This is a genomic window from Xanthomonas sp. SI (genome assembly GCF_014236855.1).
In the GTDB taxonomy this organism is placed as follows: Bacteria; Pseudomonadota; Gammaproteobacteria; order Xanthomonadales; family Xanthomonadaceae; genus Xanthomonas_A.
Genome location: NZ_CP051261.1, coordinates 2,927,927 through 2,948,784 on the forward strand (window position 1 = coordinate 2,927,927; position 20,858 = coordinate 2,948,784).

Annotated in this window: 17 protein-coding genes; 15 read left to right on the forward strand and 2 right to left on the reverse strand. The window is 65.5% G+C overall.

The genetic code is table 11. The features are described from left to right. Positions 1–79 precede the first annotated feature (79 nt). Genes HEP75_RS12200 through HEP75_RS12225 form a run of 6 tightly spaced genes read left to right on the forward strand, consistent with a single transcriptional unit; the run spans position 80 to position 6,645 of the window. Positions 80–928 carry a class I SAM-dependent methyltransferase gene (locus HEP75_RS12200; RefSeq protein WP_185823710.1) on the forward strand — a complete coding sequence of 283 codons (849 nt, stop codon included), beginning with the start codon at positions 80–82 and terminating at the stop codon, positions 926–928. A 3-nt stretch (positions 929–931) separates the two neighbouring features. Further along, on the forward strand, positions 932–2,161 hold the full coding sequence (locus tag HEP75_RS12205; RefSeq protein WP_185823711.1) for an amidohydrolase family protein: 1,230 nt from the start codon (positions 932–934) through the stop codon (positions 2,159–2,161). Beyond that, positions 2,158–2,856 carry a class I SAM-dependent methyltransferase gene (locus HEP75_RS12210; RefSeq protein WP_185823712.1) on the forward strand — a complete coding sequence of 233 codons (699 nt, stop codon included), beginning with the start codon at positions 2,158–2,160 and terminating at the stop codon, positions 2,854–2,856. The genes HEP75_RS12205 and HEP75_RS12210 overlap by 4 nt, the downstream gene beginning before the upstream one ends. Positions 2,857–2,879: 23 nt before the next feature. Further along, complete coding sequence (locus HEP75_RS12215) at positions 2,880–4,391, forward strand: radical SAM protein (protein WP_185820097.1); 1,512 nt, start codon at positions 2,880–2,882, stop codon at positions 4,389–4,391. Between the two features lie 26 nt (positions 4,392–4,417). Then, positions 4,418–5,542, forward strand: a complete 1,125-nt coding sequence (locus tag HEP75_RS12220) for a glycosyltransferase family 4 protein (RefSeq protein WP_185823713.1) — start codon at positions 4,418–4,420, stop codon at positions 5,540–5,542. Continuing rightward, complete coding sequence (locus tag HEP75_RS12225) at positions 5,539–6,645, forward strand: glycosyltransferase family 4 protein (RefSeq protein ID WP_185823714.1); 1,107 nt, start codon at positions 5,539–5,541, stop codon at positions 6,643–6,645. Before HEP75_RS12220 ends, HEP75_RS12225 begins: the two co-directional genes overlap by 4 nt. A gap of 95 nt (positions 6,646–6,740) precedes the next feature. Here HEP75_RS12225 and HEP75_RS12230 read toward each other — a convergent pair whose 3' ends face one another. Together HEP75_RS12230 and HEP75_RS12235 are read right to left on the reverse strand one after the other, a co-directional pair. After that, complete coding sequence (locus HEP75_RS12230; protein WP_255423841.1) at positions 6,741–8,033, reverse strand: nucleotidyltransferase family protein; 1,293 nt, start codon at positions 8,031–8,033, stop codon at positions 6,741–6,743. Continuing rightward, a complete protein-coding gene (locus HEP75_RS12235) occupies positions 8,030–9,526 on the reverse strand; it encodes a radical SAM protein (RefSeq protein ID WP_185823715.1) in 1,497 nt (498 codons plus the stop codon). The genes HEP75_RS12230 and HEP75_RS12235 overlap by 4 nt, the downstream gene beginning before the upstream one ends. Positions 9,527–9,726: 200 nt before the next feature. Here HEP75_RS12235 and HEP75_RS12240 point away from each other — a divergent pair, with 200 nt between their 5' ends. The 9 genes from HEP75_RS12240 to HEP75_RS12275 all read left to right on the forward strand — a co-directional run bounded on the left by HEP75_RS12240 (position 9,727) and on the right by HEP75_RS12275 (position 20,658). Next, positions 9,727–10,785 (forward strand): serine kinase, encoded by a 1,059-nt coding sequence (locus HEP75_RS12240; RefSeq protein WP_185826585.1) that lies wholly within the window; start codon positions 9,727–9,729, stop codon positions 10,783–10,785. A 186-nt stretch (positions 10,786–10,971) separates the two neighbouring features. Continuing rightward, positions 10,972–12,684: an ABC transporter ATP-binding protein gene (locus tag HEP75_RS12245; RefSeq protein ID WP_185823716.1), complete on the forward strand. Its 1,713-nt coding sequence runs from the start codon at positions 10,972–10,974 to the stop codon at positions 12,682–12,684. 229 nt (positions 12,685–12,913) lie between these two features. After that, positions 12,914–13,621 carry a TraX family protein gene (locus HEP75_RS12250; protein WP_185823717.1) on the forward strand — a complete coding sequence of 236 codons (708 nt, stop codon included), beginning with the start codon at positions 12,914–12,916 and terminating at the stop codon, positions 13,619–13,621. A gap of 914 nt (positions 13,622–14,535) precedes the next feature. Beyond that, positions 14,536–16,068 (forward strand): adenylate/guanylate cyclase domain-containing protein, encoded by a 1,533-nt coding sequence (locus HEP75_RS12255; RefSeq protein WP_185816381.1) that lies wholly within the window; start codon positions 14,536–14,538, stop codon positions 16,066–16,068. Continuing rightward, the gene (locus HEP75_RS12260; protein ID WP_185823718.1) at positions 16,068–16,943 is read left to right on the forward strand and encodes an E2 domain-containing protein; all 876 of its coding nucleotides are present in this window, start codon (positions 16,068–16,070) and stop codon (positions 16,941–16,943) included. The genes HEP75_RS12255 and HEP75_RS12260 overlap by 1 nt, the downstream gene beginning before the upstream one ends. Continuing rightward, positions 16,888–17,412 carry a Pycsar system effector family protein gene (locus HEP75_RS22165; RefSeq protein ID WP_221899260.1) on the forward strand — a complete coding sequence of 175 codons (525 nt, stop codon included), beginning with the start codon at positions 16,888–16,890 and terminating at the stop codon, positions 17,410–17,412. The genes HEP75_RS12260 and HEP75_RS22165 overlap by 56 nt, the downstream gene beginning before the upstream one ends. Before the next feature lie 122 nt (positions 17,413–17,534). Then, the gene (locus tag HEP75_RS12265) at positions 17,535–18,461 is read left to right on the forward strand and encodes a TIR domain-containing protein (RefSeq protein ID WP_221899261.1); all 927 of its coding nucleotides are present in this window, start codon (positions 17,535–17,537) and stop codon (positions 18,459–18,461) included. Between the two features lie 5 nt (positions 18,462–18,466). Next, a complete protein-coding gene (locus HEP75_RS12270) occupies positions 18,467–19,162 on the forward strand; it encodes an adenylate/guanylate cyclase domain-containing protein (RefSeq protein ID WP_185816378.1) in 696 nt (231 codons plus the stop codon). 401 nt (positions 19,163–19,563) lie between these two features. After that, the gene (locus HEP75_RS12275) at positions 19,564–20,658 is read left to right on the forward strand and encodes a DUF3800 domain-containing protein (protein ID WP_185823719.1); all 1,095 of its coding nucleotides are present in this window, start codon (positions 19,564–19,566) and stop codon (positions 20,656–20,658) included. The last annotated feature ends 200 nt before the right edge of the window (positions 20,659–20,858 follow it).

Here is a 20,858-nt window from a genome sequence, read left to right on the forward strand (position 1 = left end):
TCACTGGCATACCGTGCGATCCGCGCTTGCGGACGGCACGGCAATCCCGACGACGACGGCAGGCGAGTGGAGAGTGGATGTGACTGCGAATGGCAAGCCCGGCGCCGCTGCGCGCGCGGCGACGATCGATCCGGCGCTGCTGCTGGAGACCCAGCGCGCCTTCGATAGCGTCGCCGCCGACTACGACGGCCCGCGCGGCAACAACGAACTGATCCAGCGCATGCGCACCACCCTGTGGGACACGGTGGCGGCGCAGTTGCCGGTCGGCGCGCGGCTGATCGACCTGGGCTGCGGCACCGGCCTGGATGCCCACGAGTTCGCGCAGCGCGGCTACCGGGTGCTGGCCACCGACTGGTCGCCGCAGATGGTGGAGCGTACCTGGCAGCGTGCGCAGGACCCGGCGCTGCAGGGGCGGCTCAGCGCGGCGCACGTCGGCATCCAGCAACTGGACCGCCTCGATGGCGAGTTCGACGGCATGTATTCCAACTTCGGCCCGCTGAACTGCGCGCCGGACCTGCCCGCGGTGGCCACCGAATGCGCGCGCCTGCTGCGCCGCGACGGGCGCCTGGTGTTCTCGGTGATCGGGCGCCTGTGCCCGTGGGAAGTGGGCCATTACGCGCTGCGCGGGCGCTTCCGCCGCGCCGCGGTGCGTGGCGCGCGCGGAGTCACCGCGGTGGGCATGAACGGGCACACGATCTGGACCTGGTACTACCTGCCGCGCGAGTTCTATCGCGCCTTTTCCGCGCATTTCGAACTGGAATCCTATCGCGCGCTCAGCCTGTGCCTGCCGCCGCCGTACCTGGTCGACCACTACCGCCGCCACCCGCGCTGGGGCGAGCGCCTGGGCCGGCTGGACGACCGCATCGGCGGCTGGCCGCTGCTGCGCGACATGGGCGATCACTTCCTGATCGTGATGCGCAAGCGCTGACCGATGCGCACGCCTTCCGCCACCGCCGAGACCTGCCTGCACGGCGCGCGCCTGGCCACGCCGGCCGGCGCGGTGCGCGCCTCGCTGGCGTTGCGCGGCGCACGCATCGCCGCCGCGCCGGCCACCGCGGCGTACCGGATCGCGGTGCACGGGCACCTGGTGTTTCCGGGGCTGATCAATGCGCACGAGCACCTGCAGGTCAACGCGGTGCCGCCGCTGCCGCAGACCGCGCCGTTCGCCAACAGCTACGCGTGGATCGAGGCATTCGCTGCGCATTTCCGCGACCCCGCTGTCGTCGCCGCGCTGCAACTGCCGAAAGCGTTGCGCCTGCGCCACGGCGCGCTGAAGAACCTGCTCGCCGGCGTCACCTGCGTCGCCCACCACGATCCGTGGCATGCCGAGCTGGACGCGGCGGACTTCCCGGTCGTGCTGCTGCGCGAGTTCGGCTGGAGCTACGCTTTGCACGGCCCCGACTACGGCCCGCCGCTGGCGCAGAGCTTCGCCGCGACCGCCGCCGACCGCCCGTGGATGATCCACCTGGCCGAGGGCACCGATGCGGTCGCCGCCGGCGAACTGGCCGAACTGGACCGGCGCGGCTGCCTGGCCGCCAACAGCGTGCTGATCCACGGCGTGGGCCTGAGCGCGGCCGACGTCGAGCGCGTGCTCGCCTGCGGCGCCGCCGTGGTGTGGTGCCCGTCGAGCAACCTGGCGCTGCTGGGGCGCACGCTGGATCCACGCCGGCTGTACGCGGGCGGGCGCCTGGCGCTGGGCAGCGATTCGCGCCTGAGCGGCGCGCGCGACCTGCTCGAGGAACTGCAGGTGGCCGCCGCCAACGGCGTGGATGCAGGGCAAGCGCTGGCGCTGGCGACCACCGCCGCAGCGCGCATCCTGCGCCTGCCCGGACGCGGCAGTCTCGCGGTTGGCACCGCCGCGGATCTGCTCATCGTCGGCGACCGCGGCGGCGATCCGGCGCATAGCCTGGTCGGGCTGGCGCGCAGCGAACTGCGTGCGGTGGTGCGCGATGGACGCCCGCGCATCGCCGATCCCGATTTCGCCGACTGGTTCGAGGCCACCGGCGTGGCGGCGGTGCCGGTCACGCTGGACGGCGTACCGAAGCTGCTGGCCGCCGAGCTGGCCGACCCCGCGCTGCTCGCGCTCGAACCCGGGCTGGAGCTGCAGGGCGATGCGCTTCGTGCGGCCGAGCCGTCCGCTCTGCAGGCGCGCCGCGCATGAGCGCCGTGCCGATCCTGGACCCGTTCGAGGCCTATGCGCTGTGGGCGGCGAGCTATCCGGCGCATGCCCACAACCCGGTGATGCAGGCCGAGCAGCGCGCCATGCTGGCACTGCTGCCGCCCGCGCTGCACGGCCAGCGCGTGCTCGATGCCGGCTGCGGCAGCGGACGCTATCTGTTGCATGCGCTGCAGCGCCACGCCGCGCACGCCACTGGCGTGGACCTGTCGCCGCAGATGCTCGGTCGCGCCGCGCGCGAACTGGATGCGGCCGGCGCCGGCAATCGCTACACGCTGCGCGAAGGCAGCCTGGACGCGCTGCCGGTAGCCGATGCCGAGGCCGACCTGAGCATCTGCGCCCTGGCCGTCGGGCATCTGCCGCAGTTGCAGCCGGCGCTGGCCGAACTGCACCGCGCCACCCGCCCGGGCGGCAGCGTGCTGTGCAGCGACGTGCACCCGATCGGCCACGCGCTGGGATGGAAGCGCGATTTCAAGGCCGCTGGCCAGCGCTACGCCGTGCGCCATACCCAGCACCTCTACAGCCACTGGCATGCGGCCTGCGCCGCGCTCGGGCTGGCGATCGAGGCGGTACGCGAACCGATGCTCGACCCTGCCGACATTCCCGCCGGCGCGCACTTCGATCCTGCCGCGCTGCAGGTTCCGGTGGCGCTGGTGTTCCGGCTGCGGCGCCTGCCGTGAGCCTCGCCTTGCGGTCTTCTCCCATGCCTTCCACACCGAACACGCTGCTGGTCAATCCGACCATCACCTCGCGCGGCAACGCCCGCTTCCCGCTGGCGCTGCTGAACCTGGCCGCGGCGCTGGACCGCAGCGGCGACAGCCGCATCATCGACGGCAACGTCGATCGCGGCTTCATCGACAGCGCGCTGCAGGCGTTGCAGGAACAACGCTACGACGCGGTCGGCATCAGCGTCATGGGTGGGCCGCAGATCGCGCCCTCGATCGCGCTGTCCACGGCGATCCGCGAACGCTTCCCGGCCATGCCGATCGTCTGGGGCGGCTATTTCCCGACCCTGTACACCGACACCGCGCTGAGCGCGCCGTACGTGGACTACGCGATCCGCGCGCAGGGCGAGGACACGCTGCCGGAACTGGTCGCGGCGTTGCGCGGCGAGGGCCCCGGCCTGGCGCAGATCGACGGACTGTCGTGGAAGCAGGACGGCGCGATCGTGCACAACCGCAATCGCGGCTTCAGCCGCGGCGAGGCGGCGCCGGCGCTTCCTTACGCGAAGCTCGGCGATCCGCGCCAGTACCTGGGCCGCAGCTTCCTCGGCCGCCGCACCGCCTCGCACCAGGCCGCGCTCGGCTGCCGTTTCCGCTGCACCTTCTGCGGCGTGGCGGCGATGTTCGGCGGCGCCACCGCACTGCCCACCGCGGCGCGGCTGGAGCGCGAGCTGCGCTACCTGAAAGAGGAACTGGGCGCCGATTCTATCCAGTTCTTCGACCACAACTTCTTCGACCGCGAGGCGGAGATGATCCCGCTGCTGGAGGTCATGGCCAAGCTGGAGATGCCGTGGTGGTGCTATGCGCGCGCCGACGCGCTGCTCAACCTGTCCGAGAGCACCTGGAAGCTGGTGCGCAAGAGCCGGCTGCGCATGGCCTATATCGGCGCCGAATCGCCGAGCGGGGCGATGCTCAAGGAAATCCGCAAGGGCACGCGCCCGGACCAGACCCTGGAGGTGGCCGAGCTGTGCCGGCGCAACGGGGTGATCCCGGAGCTGTCGTTCATGGTCGCGCCGCCGCAGGACACCGTGCACGAGACCGAGCAGACCTTCGAGTTCATTCGCGAGCTCAAGCAGATCAATCCGCAGTCGGAAATCATCGTCTACGTGTACACGCCGCTGCCGGAAGCCAGCCGCCACGAGAAGGACCGCGGCAAGCGCGCATCGATGCCGCTGCGCGACCTGCACGGCGCGCCGGTGGAGTTCCCGCGCACCCCGGAGGAGTGGACCCAGCCGCAATGGGTGGACTACGCCTGCCATGCCGACGCGCCCTGGCTCGACGACGCGCTGCGCCAGCGCATCCGCGACTTCGTCACCGTGCTCGGTTGCCGCTATCCCACAGCGCAGGACCTGCGCTCGCCGCGCTGGGCCAAGCGCGGCCTGAGCGCGATGGCGGCGTGGCGCTACCGCTACCGGCGCTACGACCGGCCGTGGGAACTGAACCTGGCCAATTGGCTGGTGCGCCTGCGCCGGCCGCAGGTCTCGGGCATCTAGGCGTGTCGCCTCCCCGCGGAAACCCCATGCACGTCGTCCAGATCAATTTCGTCCGCACGCCGCCGGGACTGGCGCCGGCGCAGGTGTTCGCGCACTGGCCGTCGCTGGCCGACATCTCCGAAGCGGTGGCCAGTGCCGGCACCCGGGTGTCGGTGATCCAGGCCGCCGACGCATCGGAGCAGTTGCTGCGCAACGGCGTGGAATATCACTTCACCGATCCGGGCGATGCCGGCACCAGCAGCCGTGCGCGGCGCATCGCCGGCATCGTGCACGCGATCGGCGCCGACGTGGTCCACGTGCACGGCCTGGAGTTCGCGCGCGAGGCCTGCGCGATGGCGCGGCAGTTGCCGCAGGTGCCGATCCTGCTGCAGGACCATGCCAATCGCCCGCCGCGCTGGTGGCGCCGCTCGCAGTGGCGGCAGTGGTACGCGGCCGCGGCGGGCATCGCCTTCACCTCGCTCGATCTGGCGCGCTCGTTCGTGCATGCCGGGCTGTTCGCACCGTCCACCCGGCTGTTTGCGATTCCGGAATCCAGCTGCCGCTTCACCCCCGGCGATCGTGACCAGGCGCGGCGCGAGAGCGGCCTGCATGGCGCGCCCTGCGTGCTGTGGGTCGGACACCTGAGCGCCGGCAAGGATCCGTTGACCGTGCTCGAAGGCGTGGCCCGCGCCGCCGCGCGGTTGCCCGGACTGCAGCTGTTCTGCGCGTACGGCAGCGCGCCGTTGCTGGAGGTGGTCCAGCAACGCGTGCAGCAGGATCCGCGTCTGCGCGGGCGCGTACATCTGCTGGGCAAGGTCGACCATGCGCAGGTGCAGACGCTGATGCGCGCGGCGGATCTGTTCGTGTCGGGCAGCCTGGCCGAAAGCTGCGGCTACGCGGCGCTGGAAGCCTTCGCCTGCGGCACGCTGCCGGTGCTGACCGACATCCCGTCGTTCCGCGCGCTCACCGATTGCGGCCGCGTCGGCGAACTGTGGCCGTGCGGCGATGCCGGCCTGCTCGCCGAGGCGCTGGTGCATGCCGCCGCCGAACGGCCGACGCCAGAGCAGATCCGCGCGCATTTCGATGCGCAGCTGTCGTTCGCGGCGGTGGGCCGGCGTTGGTCGCGCGCCTATGCGCAACTGCTGGAGCAAGCCGCGCGGAGCGAGGCATGAAGCTGGCACTGGTGGTGCCCGGCGGGGTGGACCGCAGCGGCGAGTACCGGGTGATCCCGGTGCTGCTGACCCTGATCGAACGCCTGGCGCGCAGCCACGAGCTGCATGTGTTCGTGCTGCACCAGGAGCCCGCGCCGGCATGCTGGGAGTTGCTCGGCGCGCGCATCCACAACATCGGAGATGGCCGCACCCGTCTGCGTGCGCTCGCCGCGATCCGCGCCGAGCATCGCCTGGCGCCGTTCGACCTGGTGCAATCGATCTTCTCCGGCCACTGCAGCCTGGTCGCGGTGGCCGCCGCGCGCTTGCTGCGGCGGCCGAGCCTGGTGCACATCGCCGGCGGCGAACTGGTCGCGCTGCATTCCATCGGCTACGGCGGACGGCGCAAATGGCAGGGCCGGCTGCGCGAGGCGCTGGTGCTGCGGCTGGCGGACGCGGTCACCGCGGCCAGCGCGCCGATCGTCGATGCCCTGCAGGCGCTTGGCATCGCCGCCGAACGCGTGCCGCTGGGCGTGGACCTGCGCGCCTGGCCGCAGCGCGAGCCGCGCCGCCGCGATGGCGGCACCGCGCAGCTGCTGCACGTGGCCAGCCTCAACCGGGTCAAGGACCAGCCGACGCTGCTGCGCGCACTGGCGGCGCTGGCGCGGGCCGGGGTCGCGTTCCGCATCGACATCGTCGGCGTGGACACGCTCGACGGCGAGATGCAGCGCCTGGTCGCGCAGCTCGGGCTGGCGCAGCAAGTGCGCTTCCTCGGTTTCAAGACCCAGCGCGAGCTGCGCCCGCTGGTGGAGGCCGCCGATCTGCTGGTGCTGTCGTCGCTGCACGAAGCCGGGCCGATGGTACTGCTGGAAGCGGCGGTGGCCGGCGTGCCCACCGTCGGCACCGGGGTAGGGCACCTGCTGGAATGGGCGCCGTCGGCTGCGCTGGCGGTGCCGACCGGCGACTGGGCGGGCCTGGCCGAAGCCTTGCGCCAGGTCCTGGCCGACGACGAACTGCGCCTGCGCCTGGCCTGGTCCGCGCAATGCCGCGCGGTGCGCGAAGACGCCGAACACACCGTGCGCAGCTTCGGTGCGATCTACCGCCGGCTGTGCCCGGCGCGCGCGTGAACATACGTTTTCCCTGTAGGAGCGGCTTCAGCCGCGACAGCTCTTCCGGCAATGCCTATCGCGGCTGAAGCCGCTCCTACAGAGAGCTACATAACTCAACGCGGCGCCGCATACCCCTGCAAGGCACTGCGCACCGCATACAGCGTATCCATGCGCGGTACCGGCCGCAGCAGGCGCAGCAGCACGCGCCGCCGCTGCGGCAGGGCGACCCAGGATTGGCCCTGCAGCCACAGCTGGGTGCGGATCATGTCGGCGCGCTCCTGCTTGCTTTCCTGCGAAGGCTGCAGCCGCTGCCGCAGATAGCGCAGCACCTCGCCGGGCGAGCGCGCCCATTCGATCCCGGGCAGCGCCGGCAGCCACAGCTGCGAGCACGAGACGCGGGTCAAATCCAGCCGCCGCGAGACCAGCCGCAGCAGCGGCGGGCACTGCGCGCGCAACTGCGCCAGCACCGGCTTCGGAATCGCCGTGCGGTAATAGCGCAGCACCAGCTGCAACGGCGGCAGCGCCCACCACGGCGCGCCATCGGCGTCATCGCACAGCACCCGCCAGTCCTTGCCGCTCATCCGCGTGGCCAGCAGCGAGATATCGTGCAGATGCATCAAGCGCAGGCTGCGGCTGCAGATGCCGCCGGCCGCGTGCAGCAGCAGATGGCTCATCAGCGCGCCATTGGACGGGTAGGGGTTCAGCCCCGGGCGGCTGTCGCGCGGGAAGATGCGCTCGCTGATATCGACCGTGGCCAGCGGCAACCGCTCCTGGATGCGCAGGTGCAGCTCGATGTTGATCGGCGTGTCGCGATGCTCGCCCAGGCTGGCGACGGGTTGCGCCTGCGCCGGGCGGAAGGTCTGGTGCTTCCACTGCGCGAACTCGGCCACATAGCCGAGCTCTTCCAGCAACGCACCCACCTGCGCCGCATCTTCGGCGCGTACCAGCAGGTCGATGTCGGCCATCGGCCGGTCGCCAGGCAGGTACAGGCCTTGTGCGTGCAAGGCCGCGCCCTTCAGCGGCACGATCGCCACGCCGGCGGCCTGCGCCAGCGTATCGATCCGCTCCAGCAGCGCGGCGATGCGCCGGTAGCGGTGGGCGACGTGCTCGCGCTGCTCGGCCAGGAACGCGCTCCAGTCGCGATCAGGCCACACCGACAGCCGGCTCAGCAACGGCCCGATGCCGTGCGCGGCGGTCGCCGCCGCGGCCAGCTGCCATTGCAGCCGGTTCCACTGCGGCATCGGGTTGCCCGGCCGCGCCAGCTCGTGCGCCAGGGTTTCGGTCGCCAGCCGCAAGCCGCGGCCGACCTGCTTCAACGCAGGCTGCGTCGCGCGCTCGGCAAATGAATCGATGAAGGGATCGGCGGAGGAGGGCGCATGCGCTTGCGGCGGCGCGTGCGCGCTCATTGGCGTTGCGCCAGCGGGATGCGGCGGTCGGAGGCGATGGCTGCGGCCGGCAGGGCGGCGTCGGTCCGGTGCTGGCCTTCGCTGGCGATCAATGCGTCCCACTGTGCATCCAGTGCCGCCCAGTCCTGCGCATAGTCCTGCGGCGGCCGCGTGGCTTCGGTGCGCTGCAGGTCCACCTGCCGGTGCAGCAGATCGCGCACCCGCCGGTAGAACTCCGAGTCGTAGGCGCCATGGAACATCATCGCCAGATCGTCGCTGTCCTGCCAATGGGTCTTGCGGCCGAGCTGGTTCTTCACCTGCTGGTAGAACTTGGTGCCGGGCAGCGGATACGACACGCTGACGCCGATGTCGTCCGGGCGCGCCGTCGCCACCAGCGCACGGGTGGCCAGGATGTCGTCCAGTTGCTCGTCCAGGTAGCCGAGCTGCAGGAAGAAACCGACGCGGATGCCGTGCGCGCCCAGACGCTGGCGCGCGGCGATCACGTCCTCCACCGCGGTGCCCTTGGTCATCTTGTCGAGGATGCGCTGGCTGCCGCTTTCCGCGCCGATCCACGCCTCGGCGCAGCCGGCGCGGGCCAGCGCGGCGGCCATGCGTTCGCTGCCGAGATCGGCGCGGGTCTGGATGGTGAACGGAATCGAGCCATCGGCCGCGGCCAGCACCGCGGCGAATTCTTCCACCCATTCGATGTGGAAGCCGAAGATGTCGTCGGCCATCCAGATATGGTCGGGGGCGAAGGCGCGCTTGAGGTGGATCATTTCCGCGGCCACTTCCGGCGCGCTGCGGCGCTTGTAGTGGTTGCCCCAGATCGGCTTGGCGCACCAGTTGCAGCGGAACGGGCAACCGCGCGAGGCGGCCATGTTCAGGCTGAAGTAGCCATGCCGCTGCAGCCACAGGCGCCGGTAGCGTTCGATATCGACCAGGTCCCAGGCGGCCAGGCCGGACAGGCGCGGATCCGGTGGCCGCGCGCCGATCTGCGCACGCTTGAGCTGCGGCAGCGCGGCGGTGGCGACATCGGCCACGTCCGCCACCCAGGCCGCGGCATCGATGTCGGGCGTTTGCTGCAGCCGCTCGACCAGTTCCAGCAGCGGCGCGATGCCTTCGCCGATCAGCACCGCGTGCGCGCCGGCGGCCAGGAACGCTTCGGGATGGTCCGACGCGTCGGAGCCGGCCACGATCACCCGGCTACCACCGGCACGCGCCTCGGCGATCATCCGGCAGGCGGCCTCGCGCATCCGGCTAAGGCACATCTTGGTCAGGAAATTGAAGTTGTCCTCGTAGAACACCACCAGGTCCGGCTGCGCGGCGCGCAGCGAGCCCTGGTAGTCCTCCACGCCGTCGGCCAGCATCGCGTCGAACAGCGTCACCTCGTGCCCATGCCGGCGCAGCAGCGTGGCCACCTGCAGCGTGGCCAGCGGCGGATACGGCTTGCCGCGCTCCCATTGCTTGGGATCGTAGCGCAGGAAATAGGAGTGGCTGACCTGGATCTTTGGCATCGGCGGAAGGGTCTCGTTCGGCGCCGGCGACAGATGCCGCGGCGCATGCAGCAGTGGCCGCGCACAGGTGGCCGTGCCGTAAGTGCCGCTGGCGGCGTCTTTGGTTGTGCGCGCTGTGCAGGCACGTCGGCGCGCGACCCGCGCAACCTTTGCTGCCGCTGCACGCACTCACGCGCATCGACCCCACGGACCCATCCCCGATGCAGCTCTCGACCGTGCGCACGCAACGCTGGGAGCCTGTGGCCGGCACTGCCGCAACCCAGGCTGGGGTTGCCGCCGATCCGTTTCACGACCGGCTGCGGCGCGACCACGTCCTCAGCAAGCAACTGCTGGGTGGCCGCTTCCGCTTCGAAAGCAATAGCGAGGCCTTGCTGCAGTTGGTCGAAGCGGCGTTCGGCGGCGTACCGCCGCACCAGCTGCCGGAGGCAGCCGACTTCCATATCGAGCTGAACCTGGTCGCGCGCCACGACGCACCCTATGTGTTCGCGCTGCAGCCGCCGCCGGTGCAGACCCATTCCGGCGCGGGCGCGCTGTGCGGGGTCATCGACGCCGACAACTACATGGTGCTGATGCCGGACCAGGGCAGGGCGCTGCTGGTGGTGTCGCAAGACATGCTCGCCCATCCCTACCATGTGCGCTACGAACTGATCGAGTTCGCGGTGTTCGTGCTGGCGGCGCGCGCGATGCGCCTGGTGCCGCTGCACGGCGCCTGTGTCGGCGCTGGCGGGCGCGGTGTGTTGCTGCTCGGCGCCAGCGGTGCGGGCAAGTCCACGCTGGCCCTGCACAGCATGCTGCGCGGGCTGGAGTTCCTAGCCGAGGACGCGTTGTTCGTCGAGCCGCAGCGCATGCTCGCCACCGGCATCGGCAACTTCCTGCACCTGCGGCCGGATCTGCTGCGGCTGGTCGACGAGCAGACCCGCGCCTGGATCGCAGCCGCGCCGACGATCCGGCGCCGCAGCGGCGCGGTCAAGCACGAAGTCGATATCCGCAATGGTCGCGCATGCCTGGCGCCCGCGCCGTTGCAGCTTGCCGGTGCGGTGTTCGTCTCCAGCACGGTTGCCGCGGATCCGCAGCAGCTGTTGCGGCCCATCGCCGAACACGAGGTGCTCGAACGCCTGACCGCCGACCAGCCGTACGCCGCCGCGCAACCGGGATGGTCGCTGTTCGCACGCCAGCTGCAAAGGCTGGGCGTGTACGAGCTGCAACGCGGCACGCATCCGGATGCTTCGGTCGACGCCGTGCTGCAGTTGCTGCGATGAGTGCGGCGACGACGAGCGTATGCCGGCCATGAGAACGGAGACGTCGCGGTGCCGCAAGGCGGTGGGCAAGCCTCCTGCACGCTACCTTTCGGATCGCATGAGAGGCGCGGAGCTTGCTTCCGTGCCCGGCGCGTCGCAGCGCGCCGTGCTGATCGGCGAACGGGCTACGTCCCCGGGCTGTCACCGATGACCGCACGCACCACCGCGCCCGACCAAGCGCCGCCGCTGCTGCGCACCTTCATCGCCACCCTGGATCGTGGCGAGCGGATGCGCATCTGTCTCTACGTCGTGCTGTCGTTGGTCTGCGCGCTGGCCGGCGCCGTGGCCACGGTCGCCCTGGTGCCGCTGGTGCAACCCGGGCATGCACTGACCCTCGGCGGCCACGTGCTCGCATTGCCCGACGGGATCCTGGCCCAGGCGGCAATCTTCGTCGTCGCCAGCGCCGGTTTCGCCCTGCTGCGTTGGACCGGCGCACGGCTGGCCGCTGACCTGGCCAGCGGCCATGCGGTGCGCCTGCGCCGCATGGTGCACGCGCGCCTGCTCGACGCGCCGCTGCCGGCGCTGGTCGACGCCAGCTCGGCGGAAATCGCCAACGTCCTCACCTACAACATCGAGATCATCGTCCAGGGCTTCAGCGCCTTGCTGCAGTTGCTGGTAGCCGCTATCACCGCCGGCGTCAGCCTGGGCATCGCCTTTCTGGTGTCGCCCATCCTGGTGTTGGCGCTGCCGCCGCTGCTGGGCCTGGCCGTGCTCGCGTTCCGCATCTCCGGCCACGAACAGGCCCGGGTCAGCCGCCAGTACGTCGTCGACATGACCCGGCTGTTCTGGCTCAGCGAGGATTTCCCGCGGCGCCTGCGCCACGTGCGTTCGTTCGAACGCGAAGACCTGGAGAAAAGCGGTTACGACGCGATCTCCAGCCGGCTCAGCCATGGCTACTGGCGGCAACAGGCACTGGTCGCCTCGGGCCGACTGCTGCTCGAACTCAGCGCCGTCGCCGCCATCGCCGCGATCATGCTGCTGGCCGGCCTCTGGCACGGCATCGACCGCGGCGCGCTGATCACCGTAGGCCTATTGTTGGGGCGGTTGCTGCCATATCTGGTCTCGACCCGGCAGAGCTTCCAGCAACTGCGATCGGCAGCACCGGCGCTGGAGCTATGGCAACACTATGTGGGCCTGGGGACGGCGAGGGCGGTGCCGGCAACGCCGCGCGCGGCCGCGCCCATGCATGGCCCGCTGCGGATCCACCGGATCGGCCTGGCGCCGCCGCTGGCCGCGGTCGCGATCGGCGAACTGATCCTGGCGCCCGGCAGCATGACCTTGATCTGCGGACACTCCGGTGCCGGCAAGAGCAGCCTGATGGACGTGCTCGCCGGCATGGTCGAACCGCGCGAGTTCGCCGCGCAATGCGATGGGCAAACGCTGGATTTCGCGGCGTACCGCGCCCTGGTCCGGCATGGCGCCTATGTCGGTCAGAGCGTGCGACCGTGGCAGCACACGGTACGCGACTGCCTCGCCTGGGCCGAGCCGGGCGCCAGCGAAGCGGCGATGTGGCAGGCGCTGCGCGACGTCAGCCTGGCCGCACGCCTGCAGGCTGGCGCGCAGGGCCTGGACACTACCTTGAACAGCGCCGCCGCCAAACTCTCCGGCGGCGAACTGCAGCGCTTGCTGCTGGCACAGGTGATCCTCAGGCAGCCGCGGATCGCCTTGCTCGACGAAGCCACCAGCGCACTCGACGCGGTCTCGGAGAAGCATGTGCTGTCGACGCTGCGGCAACGCCTGCCGCGCACCGCGCTGGTCGTCGTGTCGCACCGGACCAGCCTGTCGGCCGTGGCCGACCGCTGCCTGCACATGGCGCGCCCGGCATCGGCGCCGCTGCCGATGGCACAACAGCCGCTCTGACCTGCGCCGCATGCGGGCGCGATCCGCGCTGGCGCGCCGCGCTGCGAAAAGCGATGGCCCGTATTGCTGCATTGCACGGAACCGTCTACCGTCCATGGCCTCGACAGCATGCGCGCCTGCTGCTCGCCGGATCACCGCCCTACGCACCGCATCGCCCATCACAGGCGATGGCGCAAGGTAGGGGCAGGGCGGACACCTGGCCGCCAGGAGCGGCGTTCTGAACGACACGATGACCAGCGGTGCCCGGGAACTGTTGAAATGGATCGCCTTGCTGCTGATGACCGGCGATCACGTGGCGAAGGTGCTCGACGACGGCTACCTCCCGGTCGTGTCCGAACTCGGCCGTGTCGCGTTCCCGTTGTTCGCCCTGGTCATGGCCTACAACCTGGCCCAGCCTGGCGCCGACGTGCTCAAGTCCGTGCGCAGGCTGCTGCTGTGGGGAATCCTGGCCCAGCCGGCGTGTGGACTGGCGTTCGGCTACTGGGTGCCGTTCAACGTGCTGCTGAGCTTCGCCCTGGCGGCGGCGGCGATCTGGAGTATCCAGCAACGGCAGTGGACCTTGCTCGGCATGTGCGTCCTGGCGGCGCCGCCGCTGGTGGACTACAACTGGGCCGGACTGATTCTGGTGCTGGCAGCCTGGTGGGTGTTCCGTTTGCGCGCGGTGCCGCAGGCGCCACGCCAGGAAGCCATGCGGCACGGCGTCCGCTACGTGGTCGAACACCGCTATGCGCGCATCGCCATACTCGTCGTGGCGTTCGGACCGCTGTGCTGGTGGAACGGCAACGGCTGGGCCTTGCTGGCATTGCCATTGATGGCGCTGCTGGTGAACCGCAATTTCCCCATTCCCCGGACGCGCTGGGCGTTCTATTTCTACTACGTGGGGCATCTGGCGCTGCTTGCGGTGCTGGCGCGAACGATGGCCGTACATGCCGCCTGACATCGGGCGTTGCATCTGTCTAAGCGTGCGCTTCACTCCTCACATATCATCTCTGCCACGGGGGGTGAGCATGGATGTTCGTGTCTTAGGGCTGTTCTTGTTGCTTTCGGCGTCCGCTTTGTCTGCGCAGACGCGCTCAGCCGCTGGCCGTGGCATCGAGCGTGTGAACCCGAATCGCAATGTCACTGCGGTTCCGAAGCTCGATTGTCGCAAGCTTCTTGCTAGCGATCCTCGGCCATGGGTACATGCATATTGCGAGCATGTCGACTTCGCGATGCAGGACGGCATGTCCCGCGCCTGGGGACGTCCTCGGCCATCTTCGGTTCTTCTCGATATCCCTGCACTTGGTACCGCTGAAGCCAAGGCTTCCGGCGTCTCATGTTCCGAGGGCCGTGTGATCCGCAGAGTGGGCAATGGCTGGGAGCAAGCGCTCGATCAGCAGCGTAACTATCTGCGCTGTCGACCCTCGGTAGAGCTGCCGGCGATATCCATTGGTCGATGACCGGGGCGGGGCTTGCCACTGTGTATTCCTTATCCTGCGATCAATCCACCTGTAAGGCGAGATGGAGCCGACTTTAGGGTTGCCAGGGGCAAGAGCAGCAAGAACGGTAGCAACGCAACGTAGCTGCACGGCGATTTTAACATAATATACATTATGCGAAATTGCGCATACCATCGCGCGTGGCGTTGTCGCGCAGCAAGCCGACCGCTGTCTCAGCCGTCGAGAGCGGTGCAGTTTCACCCCTCAATGGGCTGCCCTGGCCTTGGGTGCCAGGTCTCCTACGCCCCTTGAAAGCGTGAAGTGAGTCGCAATATACGGCAAAAGGAACCAGCCGAACTCCGACTGGCACACAGGCTGAGGGCGACGCGACCCACTCCGGCCTGGTCTAAACTTGGCCGCTGGGAGCACCATGATGGGACATAGCTGGAACGAAGATCGCACCAAGAAGCGCCTCGCAACTCGTTACGAGGAGGTTCGCCAGGTGGACATCCGCGACTACAAGCGGGAAACCTCGCTGGATGACATCCCCGTCAGCCGTGCCTACCGGGTTAACGGCGCGCATGTCTATATCGACATCGTCAATCTGCAGGACATGCTCAACTGCACCAGCGTCGAGGGCGAGATTTGCCACAAGCGCGCTCTTCGCTTCCTGAATCAGCATTACCGGGCCGTGCATCGCATCCTCCTCGAGAGCGAGGTGGTCCGCGTCGATTTTCACAATCAGCGCCTCCACGCGGTGGTGACTAAGCCCTATGGCGCTGCCGAGGAGCGCGCCCGGATCGAGCGCGCCATCGCCATCGCCAAGCTCACCATCGACGTGCTGGCCGAAACCGGCAGTGCGGATGAGCACATCGCCAATGCCCAGGTTCGCGTCGGTATTGACAGCGGGATGGCGCTGGCCGTCAACAACGGCCGCCGCGCGAGTCGTGAGCCGCTCTTCCTTGGCTCTCCGGCCAACCAGGCCGCCAAGTGCGCCGGGTATGGCACGACGGAGGGCATCTACCTCACGCACAGCGCCCGAGCCATGCTGGAACTGCCGGCTCTGAGCGGAGACAAAGACCGCAGCACCCCGCTCACCGAGGAACAGATTGCGGCCTGCGTAGAGGGGGCCGCACTGGGCGTTTCCAAGGCGCGCATCATCGAGCTCTGGAAGGATGAGCAAAAGGACATCCCCATTGGTGAGTTTGAGTTCAGCCGACCCACCCCGCCGCTTTCAGATCTGGAATTCAGCCTGCTTAGCGCGGCAAAGTCGAAGCGCTTCGATGGTGTCTCGATGTATGCGGACATTGATGGGTTTACCAACTTCGTGGATAGGCACTTGGAAGACGACCCGGAGCATCTTGTTCGCGCCTTGCATGTCCTGCGCTCTGAGCTTGACGCGGTAGTGCATTCCGACTTCGGCGGGCGCCGCGTTCGCTTCATCGGTGACTGCCTGCACGGAGTTCTATTGGAAGGAACGGCACACGCGACGGATTCGGAGGCGACAGTCAGTAGCGCCGTTCAATGTGCGGGGGCGCTGCGGAGCAGCTTCTCCGCGGCTATTGAGCACTTGAATTCGGAAGGCTCGGAAACTGATGAGTTGGGTCTGGCCATTGGCTTCGAACTGGGTCCACTTGCGATTTCCCGACTGGGCATGAAGGGAAGCCTCTTGCGCTGCGCAACTGGCCGAGCCGTTTTGATTTCGGAGGCCGAACAGAAGGGCTGTGATGGCGTGCAGACCGCTATTGGCGAAAAGGCCTACAAGGCCGGAACCGAAGCAGTTCGTAGGGTGTTTACCACTGAGCGGAAGGTGGCCAACCTCGACTACGCTGCGGCCGTAGAAGAGCTTGCGGCCTCTGGAGACCGAGTAGCCAAGGAAGCCTTGGCGGCGCACTATGCTGAGGTGGCTCCCGCGGTCGCGCCGGCGCTTGCGCAACCCATTCGCCCCCACGTCGTCGCCCGTTGATGGCGTCGCCATTTGAACTGCTGCAGAGCGTGGCAACCGAATACGGTGCCACGCTGTATCCTGGCGCAACAGGCGGGCTGGTTGACATCTCAGTCACCCGCCCAGGCGGAACAGTGCGTGCGTTCAAGCTCCACCTCACAATCGCCGGGGAACATGTGTTTGCGCGAGAAGCACCCGACCATCACCTACTGCCAAAATTCTGCCCTGATCGCCATATCAACCATGACCAAAGCTTCTGCCTAGGCTGGGGGGACGGCAATCCTAGCCGCATCATCGACGAAGTTGCAGCTAGGCAGTGGTGGGCTACGGTTTACCAGTTCCTGACCCATCAAGCCAGCGCGAACGCCCGCGGGGTCTTCCCCGGCGCAGAGAACGGTCGAGCTCATGGCGATGCTGCCAAGCACCAAGCCATTGCCGAGCGAGCAGCAGAACGTCTGGGTGCAGAGTTCAAGGCTGCGGCCAGTATGGGTAACTTTTTGGTGCGTGAGGATGTGCGCCCCAACAAACATCGACTGGAACTCTGGCGGGCCAATCGGCTGGTTGCGCGCGTTTCACTTCGCAGCAAAACCCTGCTAGCCGAACGGCTGCCCTGCCCCTGTGGGTCCAGTCCAGAGTGCGAAATAGATACATGCAGTGACCATGCCGAAGCTTTGGCAACATTCATTCTTGAACAGCATCGCTGCGTGGTGGCGGACAAGGCTTACCTCGACCAATGCGCTGCAGCAGGTGATATCTGCTGTGGCACGCTTGAAGAATGCGGACTTCGGAAAGCCATCCGGCGCAAGCAGGCCTCATCCGCAAAAAAAGAGAGCTCTCAGCGTGCAAGAACTTCAAAATACTGGCTGCCACCAGCCAAATCAAAGCGACCGCGTTAACGCTGCATGGCAGCAACTCCAGCTCGTGCTTGGATTCTTCTCGCGCGTAGATACGAAACTTTCGGTTGGGCTTGGCATCAACTTGGGCATGCTCGCCATGATTGCTACCCGACTGCCCAAGGTGGATGAGCTAACGTTACTGATCTCAGTCATTGGGGTGCTTTTCCTCGCCCCGCTCACCGTAAGCTTCTGGCATCTATGGTGGGGATACTTCCCGGACATGCGCGGTGGATCTGACTCGCTAATCTACTTCGTTCGAATAGCCCGCCTGAGCGAGTCGGACTTCATAGCGGCGTGCTCGAAGAGAACATTGAGCGAATTTGAGAGCGACATCCTGGGTCAGTGCTGGCGGAACTCCAAGGTACTTTCGCTCAAGTTCCAGTCTTTAAAGTATTCCTATCGCGCCACTGTAGTGGCCATAGCTCCATGGATGGCACTCATCACCGTACTGCCGCCGCCTCCAAAGTAGCCTCGCTTGCAGGTATGAGATAGCTTCAAGTATGCACATCTAATCAGGTAGTTTGACTCTATATTGGCGCTGCGACTTTGGGTGGCGGTGCCACTTATGGGATTACAGCTCAAGGGGGATGCATGAAAATGATTGATCGTTTTAGAGGTGACGCCGGTCGACGACTGCTTGTCGGTGCACTAATCCACCAAAAAATGGTGGGGGGCAATATGGCGCTGGCTGAGATGCTGGCCGATCTCGTCCAACTACGTCAGTTGGAAGCAGGAGAGCCGCTCATCGTAGAGAACGCGGCTGACAACGATCTGTACCTCGTGCTTGATGGCACGTTCGACATTGTCGTGAAAGGCACAAAAGTTGCACAGAGAAAGATCAACGACGTGGTAGGAGAGATCGCAGCAGTCGACCCAACAATGCGGCGCACGGCGGATGTATTCGCAGTGACCGAAGGGCTGGTCGCCGCGCTGACAGAAGAGGATTTATCAAAGGTTTCCGCCGTCCACCCGGAAGTATTTCGGCACATTGCGGTCTTGATGGGCCAGAAGCTGAAGCAGCGTAACGATCGGGTGCGTGCTACACACTCCAAGATACGCGTCTTTCTGATCAGCTCGCGTGAGTCCATGCCGATCGCCCGTGCCGTCCATAACGCGTTTTCCTATGACGCTTTTGATGTTATTCCTTGGCAGGAGGGGGCTTTCAAGGCAACCGGTTACACGCTCCAAACGCTGGAGGACGAAGTCGATAGGGCCGACTTCGCCATCGCTATCGCTCATGCGGACGACATCGTCGAGTACTGTGAAAAGGACTGGCCAGCACCGCGCGACAATGTAATCTTCGAACTTGGCCTATTCATGGGACGACTGGGCCGTCAGCGCGCCATCTTACTCGAGCCACGCAATAACAAAGTCAAGCTTCCTAGCGACTTAGCCGGCGTCACGACCATCACCTATCGGTTCGACAAGGCCAGCGCAGACAAGCAGGCCATGATCGCGCCGGCATGCAATGAACTGCGTGACCACATCATGAACACAGGCCCGCGCCGAGAGGGTTAACACAGATGGGACTCAAAGATGACCTGATTGCCAGCTGCGCGATAGTACATGCCACCAAATGGGACGTAGTCGCCGCGCGCGTGGTCCCCGCTCCGATAGATATTGGGCTAGGTAATGCAGCCAAGAATCTGTCGCAAGCGGTGGTGCTCTACGCAGATCTTGACGGGTCCACAGCCATGGTAGACACCAAATATTGGTGGTTCAGCGCCGAGGTCTACAAGAACTTCCTTAATGCAGCGGCCAAAATCGTCAAATCGGAGGGTGGCGTAATCACCGCCTATGACGGCGATCGGATCATGGCAATCTTCTTTGAAACTAACGGGGGCGACGCGGCAGTCAGAGCCGCATTGCGGATCAATTGGGCAGTGCGAAACATAATAAATCCGGCAATCAAGGCGCGATATAACACAGATTTTATAGCCCGTCATACCGTAGGTATTGATATCTCAGACCTACATGCGGTTAGGACGGGCGTGCGCGGGGACAACGATCTGGTCTGGGTAGGGCGGGCTGCCAACTACGCGGCCAAACTGACTACGCTCAGTACGGAGAGTCCTACCTGGATTACCAAGGCGGTTCACGACAAGCTGTCTGAGGGGCTACTAGCTAAGGATGGCGTGCCGATCTGGAAAAAATGGGAGTGGACCTCGATGAACCAGCACCCGATTCGATCCTCTACGTGGGAGCTACCGATCTCTTGAAACATGCCTCTTATGCTAACAATTTTGCGTCCCGAGCATCCTCTAGTGACAAGCGCTTGGCGAAGCTCCTGCAGAGAATGGGGACAAAGGAATGTCGTGTAGCGCAGCGTGATCGTCATCATCAATGAGTATGTCAAGGGCACCGCCAAGCGGCTGGCGGGATGTGCAACCATGCGCGCCATTCCACTGGATGTTTGTTCCTAATCGTCAACTACACTCTTACCCCCCCCCGATAAATCCTGCTAATCCCCTGCCCTGTTCAGCGCCTGTTTTCGTCCATAAGTGGCCATTCGGCATTGATTCCATATGGACTAAAATCGTGGGCTGAATTGGGCGCATCTCCTGCCCATAACATCATTTCCGATATTTATTCTTGACAACACATGAGCATGAGGGAGTGCATGGATTTCTACATAGACGAGAGCGGCAACACGGGCGACTTGGCACGAACAGGCCCAACCCTTGATTTCGGTGGGCAGGCTGTTTTCAGTTTGGCCGCAATCGGCTTTGAGGACGAAGAATCTCTCACAGAAGAACTAGCTGCGCTAAGGAGGAAGCACAACGTTCAGGCAGCCGAACTCAAACTCAGCAAGATTTTGAAGCGCAAGCCTGCTTTTGCTTTGGATGCAGTTGAGCTTCTAGTCAAGAACGATTTCCCATTCTTCGTTGAAATTGTAGACAAGAAATACCAGCTTGCGGCGAGCATCACCAACGGATTCATCTGGCCTCCCTACTTCAACACGGAAGAATCACAAAATACCGTGTGGCTCAAGAACATCTTTGCGGACTATCTCTATCAAAATCTCTCGAATGAAGTTTTCTTTGCTTTTGTTCAGTGCATGAACTTTCCTTCTAATGAGAACACAGCCGCATATTTTGGCCTTCTCAAAGAATTTGTCAGCCAAGACTCTCACGACGTAGCCAAAGGCATCGTGTCTCAGGTTGACGAAAGCAAGGACGACTTTCGCATAATGATCGAACAGGAAGGTGGTAGAGCACACCGGCGCTTTCTCCCCATTCCAGACATAGGCAAGCGCGAACAGGAGGTCTGGTTACTTCCTAACTACTCTTCTTTTACCAACATCTATGCTCGCATGAATTTATTTCTTTCGAGAAATTTAGAAGGCACTAGAATCTTCCATGATGAGCAGACGCATTTCGATGAAATTATTGCTGCTGCAAAACGTCAAGCCGAGAAAGTCAATATCAGATTTGATAAGTTCAAGCCGCCCTGCTCCGATTATAATTTCAAGCAAATTTCAGATCTATTTTTCAAGGCGTCACCTGAAAGTAATGGAGTTCAATTGGCAGATATCGTCGCAGGTCTATGCATGCGTTGGTATCAGGCTCATCTCAAGAATGAAGATGACACCGACGTTCTTGACCGACCCGTAGACGTTCTCCTTCACCATATCAATCCAGGCAGGGGAGTAGGTATCAATATTGTAGGGCCGCACAACATGGTAGATAAATTATTCGGAGTTGACGGATACTAATTTCCCCCTGGATACGATTTGGCGATGCCAGGAAGATCGAATACCCCACGAAGATTATTGACGCCGTCGTCTCCTTACTGACAGGGCAAGGCCGTGAATGTCAGCTTCCGGCCGAAGCGGACATTCGCCCTACCCCCGATAAATATCCCTAATCCACTGCTCCGCGAGCCTCTGTCTTGGCCAACACCATGCCATTCGCA

Coding starts and splice junctions, on each gene's coding strand:
- HEP75_RS12255 (WP_185816381.1), top strand. CDS start 14,536: ATGGGACATAGCTGGAACGAAGATCGCACCAAGAAGCGCCTCGCAACT.
- HEP75_RS12215 (WP_185820097.1), top strand. CDS start 2,880: ATGCCTTCCACACCGAACACGCTGCTGGTCAATCCGACCATCACCTCG.
- HEP75_RS12235 (WP_185823715.1), bottom strand. CDS start 9,526: ATGCCAAAGATCCAGGTCAGCCACTCCTATTTCCTGCGCTACGATCCC.
- HEP75_RS12230 (WP_255423841.1), bottom strand. CDS start 8,033: ATGAGCGCGCACGCGCCGCCGCAAGCGCATGCGCCCTCCTCCGCCGAT.
- HEP75_RS12225 (WP_185823714.1), top strand. CDS start 5,539: ATGAAGCTGGCACTGGTGGTGCCCGGCGGGGTGGACCGCAGCGGCGAG.
- HEP75_RS12205 (WP_185823711.1), top strand. CDS start 932: ATGCGCACGCCTTCCGCCACCGCCGAGACCTGCCTGCACGGCGCGCGC.
- HEP75_RS12270 (WP_185816378.1), top strand. CDS start 18,467: ATGGGACTCAAAGATGACCTGATTGCCAGCTGCGCGATAGTACATGCC.
- HEP75_RS12260 (WP_185823718.1), top strand. CDS start 16,068: ATGGCGTCGCCATTTGAACTGCTGCAGAGCGTGGCAACCGAATACGGT.
- HEP75_RS12245 (WP_185823716.1), top strand. CDS start 10,972: ATGACCGCACGCACCACCGCGCCCGACCAAGCGCCGCCGCTGCTGCGC.
- HEP75_RS12265 (WP_221899261.1), top strand. CDS start 17,535: ATGAAAATGATTGATCGTTTTAGAGGTGACGCCGGTCGACGACTGCTT.
- HEP75_RS12275 (WP_185823719.1), top strand. CDS start 19,564: ATGGATTTCTACATAGACGAGAGCGGCAACACGGGCGACTTGGCACGA.
- HEP75_RS12220 (WP_185823713.1), top strand. CDS start 4,418: ATGCACGTCGTCCAGATCAATTTCGTCCGCACGCCGCCGGGACTGGCG.
- HEP75_RS12250 (WP_185823717.1), top strand. CDS start 12,914: ATGACCAGCGGTGCCCGGGAACTGTTGAAATGGATCGCCTTGCTGCTG.
- HEP75_RS12210 (WP_185823712.1), top strand. CDS start 2,158: ATGAGCGCCGTGCCGATCCTGGACCCGTTCGAGGCCTATGCGCTGTGG.
- HEP75_RS12240 (WP_185826585.1), top strand. CDS start 9,727: ATGCAGCTCTCGACCGTGCGCACGCAACGCTGGGAGCCTGTGGCCGGC.